Source organism: Streptomyces sp. NPDC020807 (assembly GCF_040641575.1).
GTDB lineage: Bacteria > Actinomycetota > Actinomycetes > Streptomycetales > Streptomycetaceae > Streptomyces.
The window spans coordinates 62,821-75,455 of sequence record NZ_JBFADU010000028.1; the positions used below are offsets into that span (position 1 = coordinate 62,821).

Annotated in this window: 11 protein-coding genes; 4 read left to right on the plus strand and 7 right to left on the minus strand. The window is 71.5% G+C overall.

All coding sequences use genetic code 11. The features are described 5' to 3' along the window. Positions 1 to 18: 18 nt before the first annotated feature. From folE to dacB, 6 genes are all read right to left on the minus strand, one after another. Positions 19 to 624 carry a GTP cyclohydrolase I FolE gene (gene folE / locus AB0G79_RS28980; protein ID WP_360811557.1) on the minus strand — a complete coding sequence of 202 codons (606 nt, stop codon included), beginning with the start codon at positions 622 to 624 and terminating at the stop codon, positions 19 to 21. Between the two features lie 101 nt (positions 625 to 725). After that, entirely contained in the window at positions 726 to 2,753 is a 2,028-nt protein-coding gene (gene ftsH / locus AB0G79_RS28985) for an ATP-dependent zinc metalloprotease FtsH (protein WP_360811559.1), read from the minus strand. A 183-nt stretch (positions 2,754 to 2,936) separates the two neighbouring features. Continuing rightward, positions 2,937 to 3,476 carry a hypoxanthine phosphoribosyltransferase gene (gene hpt / locus AB0G79_RS28990; RefSeq protein ID WP_030219931.1) on the minus strand — a complete coding sequence of 180 codons (540 nt, stop codon included), beginning with the start codon at positions 3,474 to 3,476 and terminating at the stop codon, positions 2,937 to 2,939. A 41-nt stretch (positions 3,477 to 3,517) separates the two neighbouring features. Further along, positions 3,518 to 4,540: a tRNA lysidine(34) synthetase TilS gene (tilS, locus tag AB0G79_RS28995; protein WP_360811561.1), complete on the minus strand. Its 1,023-nt coding sequence runs from the start codon at positions 4,538 to 4,540 to the stop codon at positions 3,518 to 3,520. Positions 4,541 to 4,759: 219 nt separating this feature from the next. Then, positions 4,760 to 5,899 (minus strand): zinc-dependent metalloprotease, encoded by a 1,140-nt coding sequence (locus AB0G79_RS29000; protein ID WP_360811563.1) that lies wholly within the window; start codon positions 5,897 to 5,899, stop codon positions 4,760 to 4,762. Positions 5,900 to 5,980: 81 nt separating this feature from the next. Further along, positions 5,981 to 7,480 carry a D-alanyl-D-alanine carboxypeptidase/D-alanyl-D-alanine-endopeptidase gene (gene dacB, locus AB0G79_RS29005; RefSeq protein ID WP_360811565.1) on the minus strand — a complete coding sequence of 500 codons (1,500 nt, stop codon included), beginning with the start codon at positions 7,478 to 7,480 and terminating at the stop codon, positions 5,981 to 5,983. A gap of 103 nt (positions 7,481 to 7,583) precedes the next feature. On the opposite strand from dacB, the gene AB0G79_RS29010 reads away from it, so the two are divergent. Next, a complete protein-coding gene (locus AB0G79_RS29010) occupies positions 7,584 to 8,075 on the plus strand; it encodes an inorganic diphosphatase (protein WP_360811567.1) in 492 nt (163 codons plus the stop codon). 192 nt (positions 8,076 to 8,267) lie between these two features. Then, positions 8,268 to 9,929 carry a threonine/serine exporter family protein gene (locus AB0G79_RS29015; protein ID WP_360811569.1) on the plus strand — a complete coding sequence of 554 codons (1,662 nt, stop codon included), beginning with the start codon at positions 8,268 to 8,270 and terminating at the stop codon, positions 9,927 to 9,929. Positions 9,930 to 9,974: 45 nt separating this feature from the next. On the opposite strand, the gene AB0G79_RS29020 is transcribed toward AB0G79_RS29015, so the two are convergent. Further along, the gene (locus AB0G79_RS29020; protein ID WP_360811571.1) at positions 9,975 to 10,682 is read right to left on the minus strand and encodes a VTT domain-containing protein; all 708 of its coding nucleotides are present in this window, start codon (positions 10,680 to 10,682) and stop codon (positions 9,975 to 9,977) included. A gap of 157 nt (positions 10,683 to 10,839) precedes the next feature. On the opposite strand from AB0G79_RS29020, the gene AB0G79_RS29025 reads away from it, so the two are divergent. Both AB0G79_RS29025 and AB0G79_RS29030 read left to right on the plus strand, forming a co-directional pair. Continuing rightward, on the plus strand, positions 10,840 to 11,208 hold the full coding sequence (locus AB0G79_RS29025; protein ID WP_360811573.1) for a YbjQ family protein: 369 nt from the start codon (positions 10,840 to 10,842) through the stop codon (positions 11,206 to 11,208). A 129-nt stretch (positions 11,209 to 11,337) separates the two neighbouring features. Further along, positions 11,338 to 12,627, plus strand: coding sequence for an ion channel protein (locus tag AB0G79_RS29030; protein WP_360811575.1), 1,290 nt, complete (start codon positions 11,338 to 11,340; stop codon positions 12,625 to 12,627). Positions 12,628 to 12,635: the final 8 nt, after the last annotated feature.

A 12,635-nucleotide genomic window follows, 5' to 3' on the forward strand; every position in this document is an offset into this window, starting at 1 on the left:
CAAGACGGGCAGTTCGCCCTAACGTGCCAATATCAGGGACATGGCCTCGGCACGCGTAGTAGCGTCACGAAGTTGCCCACGCACCGCGGAGGTCGTCGTCTTCGCTCCCGGCTTGCGGATGCCGCGCACCGACATGCACATGTGCTCCGCCTCGATGACCACGATCGCGCCTCGCGCTTCGAGGATCTTCATCAGCGAGTCGGCGATCTGAGTCGTCAGCCGCTCCTGGACCTGCGGACGGCGGGCGAACACGTCGACGAGACGGGCCAGCTTCGAGAGCCCCGTGATCTTGCCCGTCTCCGCCGGGATGTAGCCCACATGGGCCACACCGTGGAACGGGAGAAGATGATGTTCACAGAAGGAAACGAGCTCAATGTCCTTTACGAGCACCATCTCGTCGTGACCGAGGTCAAAAGTCGTGGTCAGGACATCCTCTGGCTCCTGTCGCATCCCCGACAGCAGTTCCCTGTATGCACGTGCAACGCGTGCGGGCGTCTCAAGCAAACCCTCGCGGTCGGGATTCTCGCCGACCGCGATGAGGAGCTCGCGGACGGCGGCCTCGGCGCGCTTCTCGTCGAACTCGCCGACAGTGCCCTCGCCGTCCAGCGTCACCGGGTCGGTCATCTCTGTGCCTCGTTCCGTCTGAACCGAAGTGCGCGAAGAACCGCGCCCCCACAGGCTAAAACCTGTGGGGGCGCGGCTTCCATTCCGGGTGTCGCGGTTGATCAGTCCTCGGGGGTGTCGACCGGGGCGATGTCGATGCCCTTGGTCGTGTCCACGGGGGTGGTCGAACCGGTCGACGTGCCGTTCGCGCTGTTCGTCAGGGCGAGCTCCTTGGGGGAGAGCACCGGCGGACGCGTGGACGGGGTGCGGCGGGAGGAGCCGGTCCAGGCCGGGCGGGCCGGGCGCCTGACGATGGGGGCGAAGATCTCGGCGATCTCCTCCTTGCCCAGCGTCTCCTTCTCCAGGAGTGCGAGAACCAGGTTGTCGAGGATGTCGCGGTTCTCGACCAGGATCTCCCACGCCTCGTTGTGCGCGGTCTCGATGAGCTTCTTGACCTCTTCGTCGACCAGCGCCGCGACCTCTTCCGAGTAGTCGCGGCTGTGCGCCATCTCGCGGCCGAGGAACGGCTCCGTGTTGTCGCCGCCGAACTTGATCGCGCCGAGACGCTCGGTCATGCCGTACTGGGTGACCATCGCGCGGGCCGTGGCGGTGGCCTTCTCGATGTCGTTGGCGGCGCCGGTGGTCGGGTCGTGGAAGACCAGTTCCTCCGCGGCGCGGCCGCCCAGCATGTACGCCAGCTGGTCGAGCATCTCGTTGCGCGTGGTCGAGTACTTGTCCTCGTCCGGCAGGACCATCGTGTAGCCCAGGGCGCGGCCGCGGGACAGGATGGTGATCTTGTGGACGGGGTCGGAGTTCGGCGAGGCCGCCGCGACGAGGGCGTGGCCGCCCTCGTGGTACGCGGTGATCTTCTTCTCCTTGTCCGACATGATCCGGGTCCGCTTCTGCGGGCCCGCGACCACGCGGTCGATCGCCTCGTCCAGAGCCTTGTTGTCGATGAGCTTCTGGTCGCTGCGGGCCGTGAGGAGCGCCGCCTCGTTGAGCACGTTGGAGAGGTCCGCGCCGGTGAAGCCGGGGGTGCGGCGGGCGACGGCGCCGAGGTCGACGTCCGGGGCGACCGGCTTGCCCTTCTGGTGGACCTTGAGGATCTCCAGTCGGCCCTGCATGTCCGGTCGGTCGACCGCGATCTGGCGGTCGAAGCGGCCGGGACGGAGCAGTGCCGGGTCGAGGATGTCGGGGCGGTTGGTCGCCGCGATGAGGATGACCCCGCCCTTGACGTCGAAGCCGTCCATCTCGACGAGCAGCTGGTTGAGCGTCTGCTCGCGCTCGTCGTGGCCGCCGCCGAGGCCGGCGCCGCGGTGGCGGCCGACGGCGTCGATCTCGTCGACGAAGACGATGGCCGGGGCGTTGGCCTTGGCCTGCTCGAAGAGGTCGCGGACGCGCGAGGCGCCGACGCCGACGAACATCTCGACGAAGTCGGAGCCGGAGATCGAGTAGAACGGCACGCCGGCCTCACCGGCGACGGCGCGCGCGAGGAGCGTCTTGCCGGTTCCGGGCGGGCCGTAGAGCAGTACGCCCTTGGGGATCTTGGCGCCGACGGCCTGGAACTTCGCGGGCTCCTGGAGGAACTCCTTGATCTCGTGGAGTTCCTCGACGGCCTCGTCCGAGCCGGCGACGTCGGCGAACGTGGTCTTCGGCGTGTCCTTGGTGATGAGCTTGGCCTTGGACTTGCCGAACTGCATGACGCGGGAGCCGCCGCCCTGCATCTGGTTCATCAGGAAGAGGAAGACGACCACGATGAGGACGAAGGGGAGGAGCGAGAGCAGGATCGAGACGAGGGGCGACTGCTTCGTCGGGGAGACGGTGTAGCCCTTCTCGATCTGCCCGGCCTCGAACTTCTGCTGCAGCTTGTCGGCAATGTCCACACCCTGGCTGCCGATGTAGCTGGCCTGGACCTTGCTGCTGCCGTCGATCTTGGTGTCACCGGAGAGTTCGATCTTGACGATCGCGTCGTCGCCGGTGGTGATCTTTGCCTGCTTGACCTGGTTCTTGTCGATCGCCTGGACGACCTGGCCGGTGTCCACCGTCTTGTAGCCCTCGGACGAGCCGACGACCTGCATCAGCACGACCACGGCGAGGACGGCCAGCACGATCCACATGACCGGCCCACGGAAGTATCGCTTCACGTCCATCCATACGGAGCGAGAACGCCCCGTCCCTCCTGCCCGTAGGAAAATGCTGCTGTGAGAGCTGCTATGTGAAAAAGCTGTTCTTCGGACGGTACCTCAGCATCGTCGCCCGCGACCGCCTTCCCGTGGTTCAACGGGGGGAAGGCGGTGCGGGTTCCCCGTACGAGAGGAATACCGGCGGGGTTGTCAGCCGCCGTAGACGTGCGGGGCGAGCGTGCCGACGAACGGAAGGTTCCGGTACTTCTCGGCGTAGTCGAGGCCGTAGCCGACGACGAACTCGTTGGGGATGTCGAAGCCGATCCACTTGACGTCGATGGCGACCTTGGCGGCCTCGGGCTTCCGCAGCAGGGTGCACACCTCGAGGGAGGCGGGCTCGCGGGAGCCGAGGTTCGACAGGAGCCAGGACAGCGTCAGGCCGGAGTCGATGATGTCCTCGACGATCAGGACGTGCTTGCCCTTGATGTCGGTGTCGAGGTCCTTGAGGATGCGGACGACGCCCGAGGACTGGGTGCCCGCGCCGTACGAGGAGACGGCCATCCAGTCCATGGTGACCGGGGTGGAAAGGGCGCGAGCCAGATCCGCCATCACCATCACGGCGCCCTTGAGGACGCCGACGATGAGCAGGTCCTTGCCCGCGTATTCCGCGTCGATCTTCGCGGCCAGCTCAGCCAGCTTGGCGTCGATCTCTTCCTTGGTGATGAGCACCGACTGGAGGTCGGTGCCCATGTCCTTCTCGTTCACCCGGGTCACTTTCGTTGCAGCGTTCGTCAGCCTTGCCGGATGACCAGTCTGCCACCCTGGCGGCGGGCTTCCACCCGTCCGGGCAGGTTGATGGCCCCTTGGCCGCGCCAGCCGGTGATGAGACGGTCCACTTCCTCGATGTGCCGGGCGAAGAGGGAACCGGCCGGGGCGCCCTCGGCGATGACGGCGCGGCGCAGGACGCGGCGGCGTACGGCGGGGGGCAGGCCGTGGAGCTTGTCGCACTCCAGGGCGCCCGCCTCGTCGCGTACGGCGGTCTCGGCGTCGGCGGCCCAGGTGTCGAGGGCGTCGGCGTCGTCCCGGGAGAGTTGGGCCGTTCGGGCGAGGGCTTCGACGACTCCCTTGCCGAGGGCCTTCTCCAGGGCGGGGAGGCCTTCGTGGCGGAGGCGGGAGCGGGTGTAGGCGGGGTCGCTGTTGTGGGGGTCGTCCCAGACGGCGAGCTCCTGCGCGATGCAGGCCTTGCGGACGGTCTGGCGGTCGAGCTGGAGGAAGGGGCGGCGGTAGCGGCCGGAGGCGCCGGAGATGGCGGCCATGCCGGAGAGGGAGCGGATGCCGGAGCCCCGGGCGAGGCCGAGGAGGACGGTCTCCGCCTGGTCGTCGCGGGTGTGGCCGAGGAGGATCGCGGCGGCGCCGTGGCGTTCGGCGGCGGCGTCGAGCGCGGTGTACCGCGCGTCGCGGGCGGCCGCTTCGGGCCCGCCTTCGCGGCCGACGGTGACGCTGACGGCCTCGACGGGGGTGAGGCCGAGGGCGGTCATGCGGGCGGCGACCTCGGCGGCCCGGGTGTCGGAGCCTTCCTGGAGGCCGTGGTCGACGGTGATGCCGCCGGCGCGCACGGGGAGCTTGCGGGTCTCGAAGGCGAGGGCGGAGGCGAGCGCCATCGAGTCGGCGCCTCCGGAGCACGCGACGAGGACGAGTGGCTCTTCGGTCGCCGAGTGGCCCGCGGCGAGCGCGGCGGTGTGTTCGGTGAGGACGTCGTGGAGTACGCGGCGGACCGCCAGGCGTATCGCCGCGACCGCAGGATGGGGACCCATGTCCGGTGCCCTTCGTGATGGGGTGGGGTGCCTCGGTCGGTGTCTTAACGGTCGGAACAGGGGGTTCGGTCACTCAGTCGGTCACTCAGAGTGCGTCGATGGTGACAGAAACCCGCCCCTTACCCGAGCATTGCACGGCCCACCCCTCGCCCAGGGTCCCTCGGACGGGTGATTGGCGGGGGTTCCGGTGGCGTTCCTACGTCGTCCGGCGCATCCGTCTCACGAGTCTGCCCTACGGTGCACCCGCGCGATCCAGTCGGCCGGGGCGGCGATCTCGGACTTGGTCGGGAGCGTGTTGGGCGAGGTCCACACGCGGTTGAAGCCGTCCATCCCGACCTGGTCGACGACGGCGCGGACGAAGCGCTCGCCGTCGCGGTACTGGCGGAGCTTGGCGTCGAGGCCGAGGAGCTTGCGCAGGGCGAGGTCGAGGCGGGAGGCGCCGCGTGCCCTGCGCTGCTGGAACTTCTCGCGGATCTCGGCGACGGAGGGGACGACGTCGGGGCCGACGCCGTCCATGACGTGGTCGGCGTGGCCTTCGAGCAGGGACATCACGGCGGTGAGGCGGCCGAGGATCTCGCGCTGTTCGGGGGTCTGGACGATCTCGACGAGGGAGGGGGAGGGCTCGTCCGCCTCGCCCTCGGGGCGGCCGCCCGCGAGGGCCTGGGCGGCCTCGCGGAGCCGTTCGACGAAGGTGCCGGGGTCGACGTCCGTGGCGGCCAGGAATGACTGGATCTCGCCCTGGAGGTGGTCGCGGAGCCAGGGGACGGCGGTGAACTGGGTGCGGTGGGTCTCCTCGTGGAGGCAGACCCAGAGCCGGAAGTCGTGGGGGGAGACCTCCAGTTCGCGTTCGACGTGGACGATGTTGGGTGCGACGAGGAGGAGTCGGCCGCCGCCCTCCGCGCTCCCGGGGAGGTCGCGGGTGGCGGGGGCGAAGGTCTCGTACTGGCCGAGGATGCGGGAGGCGAGGAAGGACAGGAGCATGCCGAGTTCGACGCCGGTGACCTTGCCGCCGAAGGCGCCGAGGACGGCGTTGGCCGGGGTGGTGGAGCGGCGCTCCTGCATCTTCCCGAGGAGTGGGCCGAGGAGTTCGCGGAAGCCGGCGACGTTGGCCTTGACCCATCCGGCGCGGTCGACGACGAGGACGGGCGTGTCGTGGACGTCGGTGCCCTCGGGGAGCATCCGGGTGTAGGCGCGGACGTGGCGTTCGGAGGCTTTGGCGTGCTTGCGGAGTTCGGCGACGACCTCGCGGGCCTCGTCGCGGCTGACTTCGGGTCCGGGCCGCACGAGGCGGGTCGCGGTCGCGACCGCGAGGTTCCAGTCGACCATCCCGGATGTGCCTGCGCCACCGATGCTCGTCATGCGTCAACCGTACGGGCTCCGCGCCTGTTCGGGGCTGGTTCGGGCCGCTCGTCCTCCTGCGGGGCGGGGGGGCGGGCGGGGTCAGGAGCGGCCGGTGAGGGCGGCGGAGAGGCGGTCGAGGGCGGGCTGGGCCTCGTACGGGGAGACGGTGCGGCCTGCGAGGAAGGCGAAGGCGAGGAGGCGGCCGTCGGCGGTGACGACGGTGCCGGCGAGGGTGTTGACGCCGGTGAGCGTGCCGGTCTTGGCGCGGACGAGTCCGGCGCCCGCGGGGGCGGTGCCGAAGCGGCCGGCGAGGGTGCCGGTGAAGCCGCCGACGGGCAGGCCGGTGAGGACGGGGCGGAGGGCCGGGCGTGCCGGGTCGGCGGCGCGGGTGAGCAGGCCGGTGAGGAGGGCCGCGGAGACGCGGTCGCGGCGGTCGAGCCCGCTGCCGTCGGCGAAGCGGGCTCCGGCGAGGGGCAGTCCGAGGCCGGCGAGTTCGTCCCGTACGGCCTTGGCCGCGCCGTCGAAGCTCGCGGGCTGTTTCCGGGCGAGGGCGGTCTGCCGGGCGAGGGCCTCGGCGAGGTCGTTGTCGCTGTGGGTGAGGGTGCGCTCGGCGAGGTCGGCGAGGGGCTCGGAGTGCGTACGGGCGAGAGCGGCGTCCTTCGCGGGCGTGGCGGCCTTCGGCGGAGCGTTCGGGGCGGGGGCCGGGGCTCCGGTGAGTGTGATGCCGGCGGCCTTGAGGAGGTCGGCGAAGGCGGTGGCCGTGTCGCCGGCGGGGTCGGCGGTGCGCGGGGCGGGGCCGCTGCGGCTGCCGTCGAGGCGGCCTTCGCCGGTCATGAGGGCGGTGACGGGCGCGAGGTTCTCGTTGGGGCCGATGGGGTGGACGGTCGGCCCGCTGTAGAGGTGTGTGTCGTAGGCGAGGCGTACGGAGGTGTGGCCGCGCTTCTTCAGGGCGCGGGCGGTGTCGCTCGCGAGGGACTTCAGGCGGGCCGGGTCGAGGGTGGGGTCGCCGCCGCCGACGAGGGTGACAGTGCGGCCGTCGGGGGTGGCGGTGACCGTCGTGGGGATGCGGTGGTCGGGGCCGAGGGCGGAGAGGGCGGCGGCGACGGTGGCGATCTTGACGGTGGAGGCGGGGGTCATCGGGGTTCCGGCGCCCTCGCCGAAGAGCTGGGTGCCGGTGGCGGTGTCGACGACGGAGGCGGTGCGGAGGGAGCCGAGGCCGGGGTCGGCGAGGAGCGGCACGAGGGTGGCGGCGAGATCGGCCGGACGGGTGGCGGGCGTGCGGGAGGGGCCGGTCGACGGGCCGGTCGTCGTCCCGGTCGTCGTCCCGGTCGGGGGGAGGGCGGTGGCGTCCGGGGCCGCGAGGGCGCGCAGGACGCCGGGGGCGCTCGGGGCCGGGGCGGGCGCGGCGGGCCGGGGCGGGGCGGCGGCCGGGGTCGGTGCGTGACGCGTCACACCCGCCGAGGGGGCGGCGGCGCGGGCCCGCTCCGCCGTACGCTGACCCCCGTCCCACGGTCCGGACGCGGTCACCGCCGCGGTGGCCAGGACGAGTCCGAGGGCGGCGGAACCCGCCGTGAACTGCCACGCTCTCGGCTCTGGCATGTGATGACCAGCCCCTTTCGCGATCACACCCGTGCGTGAGGGACACTTAACCACCGCGCGCCGTCGCGAGCATTCACTTGTGTTGATTCAGGAGGAGCCACCCGTGGAGTTCGACGTTCTCATCGAGATCCCCAAGGGATCCCGCAACAAGTACGAGGTCGACCACGAGACCGGTCGTATCCGTCTTGACCGTCGCCTCTTCACGTCGACGGCCTACCCGACCGACTACGGCTACGTCGAGAACACCCTCGGCGAGGACGGCGACCCGCTGGACGCGCTGGTCATCCTCGACGAGCCGACCTTCCCGGGCTGCCTCATCAAGTGCCGCGCCATCGGCATGTTCCGCATGACGGACGAGGCCGGCGGCGACGACAAGCTGCTCTGCGTCCCGGCGACGGACCCGCGCATGGAGCACCTGCGCGACATCCACCACGTGTCGGAGTTCGACCGCCTGGAGATCCAGCACTTCTTCGAGGTCTACAAGGACCTGGAGCCGGGCAAGTCCGTCGAGGGCGCCGACTGGGTCGGCCGCGCCGAGGCCGAGGCCGAGATCGAGCGCTCCTTCGCGCGTCTGAAGGAGCAGGGCGGCCACTGAGCCCCCTCGGGAGGCCGCTGAGCCTCCCTCGGGCGACCGCTGAGCCTCCCTCGGGCGGCCGCTGAGCCGCTCGTGACAGGCGGTGCACCCTTCGGGGTGCACCGCCTTTCGCATTCGGGGGTGCGCCACTTCCGCACATCTGTCGCACCTTCATACTGGAATCCACGATTCCCTGGGGACGAGGCGGGCACAGTGGTGGCGGAGCCGGAGGACGGCGCTCCTGAGGACCGGAAGCCGCAGTCGGACGAGGCGCGGAGCGCGTTCGTCCCGCCGGCCGGGGTCGAGCAGCCCGCGCCGCCGGAGGAGGAGCACCCGACCTCCGAGTTCGCGCTTCCCGAGGGGTTCACCGCGGAGCCGCCGGCCGAGCCCGGGGGTTCGGCGTTCGCGCCGCCCGCCGGTAGGTCGGCGGCTCCGGCGAAGAGCTCCCCTCCCGCCTTCACCCCGGCCTTCGGCGTGCCGATGGTGCGGATGTCGCAGGACGCGCCCTGGCAGGACCGGATGCGGACCATGCTGCGGCTGCCGGTGCACGACCGGCCGGTGCCGGAGGCGCCGCGCAAGGAGGACGAGTCGGGGCCCTCGGTGCCGCGTGTCCTCGACCTGACCCTGCGCATCGGCGAGCTGCTGCTCGCGGGCGGGGAGGGCGCGGAGGACGTCGAGGCGGCGATGTTCGCGATCTGCCGCTCGTACGGGCTGGACCGGGTCGAGCCGACGGTGACGTTCACGCTGTTGTCCGTGACGTACCAGCCGTCGCTGGTCGACGACCCGATCACGGCGAACCGGACGGTACGGCGGCGGGGCACCGACTACACGCGCCTGGCGGCGGTCTACACGCTGCTCGCCGACATCAACGACCCGGAGCAGGAGGTGTCGCCGGAGGAGGCGTACCGGCGGCTCGCGGAGATCCGGCGCAACCGGCACCCGTACCCGGGGTGGGTCCTCACGACGGCGGCGGGCATCCTCGCGGGCGCGGCCTCGGTGCTGCTCGGCGGCGGGGCGACGGTCTTCCTGGTGGCGGCGCTCGGCGCGGTGCTCGGCGACCGGCTGGCGTGGTTGTGCGCGGGGCGCGGGCTGCCGGAGTTCTACCAGTTCCTGGTGGCGGCGATGCCGCCGGCGGCGATGGGCGTGCTCCTGACGCTGTTCCACTCGGACCTGCGGCCCTCGGCGGTGATCACCGGTGGCCTGTTCGCGCTGATCCCGGGGCGGGCGCTCGTCGCGGCCGTGCAGGACGGCCTGACCGGCTTCTACATCACGGCCTCGGCGCGGCTCCTGGAGGTCGCGTACTTCTTCGTCGCGATCGTGGTGGGCGTGCTCTCGGTGCTGTACGTCGCGGTGCAGTTCGACGCGCAGCTGAATCCGGAGGGGGCGCTGCGGCCGGTGGAGCGGCCGGTGACGCAGATCCTGGCGTCGATGGTGCTGTGCGCGACCTTCGCGATCCTGCTGCAGCAGTCGCGGGCGACGGTGGTCTTCGCGACGCTGAACGGCGGGGTCGCCTGGGTGGTCTACGCGTCGATCGCGGTGACGGCGCAGGGGTCGACGGTGATGGCGACGGCCGTGGCGGCGGGGCTGGTGGGCCTCTTCGGGCAGCTGATCGCCCGGCATCTGCACACCTCGTCGCTGCCGTACGTGACGGCGGCGATCGGTCCGCTGCTGCCGGGTTCGGCGACGTACTTCGGGGTGCTCGCCATCGCGCAGAACAACACGGACCAGGGCTTCGCGTCGCTGGCGAAGGCGGCGGCGCTGGCGCTGGCCATCGCGATCGGGGTGAACCTGGGGAGCGAGCTGGCCCGGTTCTTCATCCAGGCCCCGGGCGCGGGCGCGGCCCGCAGGTCCGCGAAGCGCACCAGGGGCTTCTAGCGGGACCTGTACGGCCCTGCCGGAAGCCCCTGGTGCGGCGGTGGGTCAGCGCTTGGCGTGGCGGCCGCGGGTCGCCGGCGGGTTCGGGGTGCCGGGGCCGTCGTGGTCGCCGTCCTGGACCGGCGGGTTCTTCTTCGCCTGCGAGCGGGCGCGGAGCAGTTCGATCGCGACGGGGATGACCGAGACGAGGACGATGCCGACGAGGATCGCCTCGATGTGCTTGTGCACGAAGTCGACGTTGCCGAGGGAGGCGCCGAGGAGGGTGACGCCGGCGCCCCAGAGCACGCCGCCGATCACGTTGAAGATGATGAACGAGCGGTAGTTCATCCTGCTGACGCCGGCGATGATCGGCGTGAACGTCCGGACGATGGGGACGAAGCGGGCGAGGATGAGCGACTTCGGGCCGTGCTTCTCGAAGAAGGCGTGGGCCTTCTCGACGTTCTCCTGCTTGAAGAGCTTGGAGTCGGGGCGCTTGAAGAGCGCGGGCCCGACCTTGCGGCCGAAGAGGTAGCCGACCTGGTCGCCGATGACCGCGGCGGCGACGACGAGCGTGCACACGAGCCACAGCGGGGTGTCGATCTTGCCGGTGGTGACCAGGAGGCCGGTGGTGAAGAGCAGCGAGTCGCCGGGCAGGAAGAAGCCGATGAGGAGTCCGGACTCGGCGAAGACGATGACGAGGACACCGATCAGACCAAAGGTCCCGATCAGGTTGTCCGGGTCGAGCCAGCTCGGTCCGAGGGCAAGCGTGTTCACGGGTTCCGGGCTCCTGCGGTTCGGTGGGGGCGTGGGGCGGGGGGACGGCTGCCCCAAGCTATCAACGTGAGGCGGACGCGAGCGGTTCCAGTCGGCGTCCACGGGATGCGGGAAGTCCGGACCGGCCCGAGGGTGGGGGGTCAGGAGGTGCGTACCGATGGGCATCGAGGAGTACGGAGGCGGCCAGGTGCCGCAGTCCGACGTACTGGTCGTGACGACGAACGACGTGCCGGGCTACGAGGTCCGGCAGGTCATCGGTGAGGTCTTCGGGCTCACCGTGCGCTCCCGGCATCTGGGCAGCCAGATCGGGGCGGGGCTGAAGTCGATGATCGGCGGCGAGCTGAAGGGGCTGACGAAGACCCTGGTGGAGACCCGGAACCAGGCGATGCAGCGGCTGGTGGAGCAGGCGCGGGCGCGCGGGGCGAACGCGGTGCTGATGTTCCGCTTCGACGTGACGGAGGCGGCCGACGTCGGTACGGAGGTGTGCGCGTACGGCACCGCGGTGGTCATCGCGCCGCGCGCCTGACCTCACGTGCCTGAGGCGGGGGCCGTGCCGGGCGCCTGAGGTGAGGGTCGCGGACGGGCCGGGCGGACGACGCGCCCGGCCTGTCCCTTTCAGGATGTTGCACGGCTTTTGCTCACTTATGGTGGGGCGGTGGCCACTGATCATGCTCCGCCCGCGCCGTCGTCCTCCCCCGTCGAGGCCCCCGTCCGTGTCCTGCTCCCGCAGGTCCTGCCCGCGCTCGTGGTCGGTGTCGCGGCGAGCCTGCTCTTCATCGGCATCAGCTACCTCTCGGAGGAGTTCCAGGACGTCCTCTGGCACGACCTGCCCGACGCCCTCGGCATCGGCGGGTACTCCTCCCTCTGGATGATCGCCATGCTCACGGCGAGCGGCATCGCCGTGGGGCTCGTCATCTGGAAGGTCCCCGGCCACGCCGGACCCGACCCGGCCTCGGAGGGGCTCGGCGGCGCGCCGCTCGCCCCCGCCGTCGTCCCCGGCCTGCTCCTCGCGAGCACGCTCACCCTCGCCGGCGGCGTCAGCCTCGGCCCCGAGAACCCGATCATCGCGGCGAACATCGCCCTCGCGTACTGGCTCGGCCGCAAGGCCCAGCCCTCGCTGCCCGGCGCCGTCTGGGTCTCCCTCGCCTCGGCCGCCACCATCGGCGCCCTCTTCGGTACGCCGGTTGCCGCCGCCCTCGTGCTCTCCGAGGCCCTGGCGGGCCAGCCGGGCCGCGGCTCGCTCTGGGACCGGATGTTCGCCCCGCTCGTGGCCGCCGGCGCCGGCGCGGTGACCACCCAGCTGCTCGCGGAGCCCAGCTTCGACCTGGGGCTGCCGGTGCTGGACTCCCCGGGCTTCGGCGACCTCCTCGCCGCCGTCGTCATCGCCGCCGCCGCGGCCGCCTTCGGCCTCGTCGCCGGCTACCTCTTCCCGTACGTCCACGGGGCCTTCCACCGACTGCGCCACCCGATGCTGATGCTGCCGCTCGGCGGCCTCGTCCTCGGCCTCCTCGGCGCCCTCGGCGGGCCGCTGACCCTCTTCAAGGGCCTGGAGCAGATGAAGGAGCTCGCCGAGGGCGCCGGCGGCTGGTCCTCCGGCGAGCTGGCGAAGTTCGCCGCCGTGAAGCTCCTCGCCCTCGTCGTCGCCGCCTCCTGCGGCTTCCGGGGCGGCCGGATCTTCCCCGCCGTCTTCGCCGGTGCCGCCTTCGGCCTCCTCGCCCAGGCCCTCGTCACCGAGGTCCACCCGGCCGTCGCCGTCTCCTCCGCCGTCCTCGGCTTCCTCCTCGCCACCACCCGGCAGGGCTGGATCAGCCTCTTCACCGCCGCCGTCATCGCCGCCTCCCCCGCGATGATCGCGCTGCTCTGCGTCGCCTCCCTCCCGGCCTGGCTGATCGTCACCGGCCGTCCGCAGCTCGAACTCGACCACGAGGGCAAGGCCATGCGCTGAGCCCGCCT

Bases quoted from the DNA above. Each gene is read 5' to 3' on its own strand.
- folE (WP_360811557.1), bottom strand. From the start codon at position 624: ATGACCGACCCGGTGACGCTGGACGGCGAGGGCACTGTCGGCGAGTTC.
- ftsH (WP_360811559.1), bottom strand. From the start codon at position 2,753: ATGGACGTGAAGCGATACTTCCGTGGGCCGGTCATGTGGATCGTGCTG.
- hpt (WP_030219931.1), bottom strand. From the start codon at position 3,476: ATGGGCACCGACCTCCAGTCGGTGCTCATCACCAAGGAAGAGATCGAC.
- tilS (WP_360811561.1), bottom strand. From the start codon at position 4,540: ATGGGTCCCCATCCTGCGGTCGCGGCGATACGCCTGGCGGTCCGCCGC.
- AB0G79_RS29000 (WP_360811563.1), bottom strand. From the start codon at position 5,899: ATGACGAGCATCGGTGGCGCAGGCACATCCGGGATGGTCGACTGGAAC.
- dacB (WP_360811565.1), bottom strand. From the start codon at position 7,480: ATGCCAGAGCCGAGAGCGTGGCAGTTCACGGCGGGTTCCGCCGCCCTC.
- AB0G79_RS29025 (WP_360811573.1), top strand. From the start codon at position 10,840: ATGGGCATCGAGGAGTACGGAGGCGGCCAGGTGCCGCAGTCCGACGTA.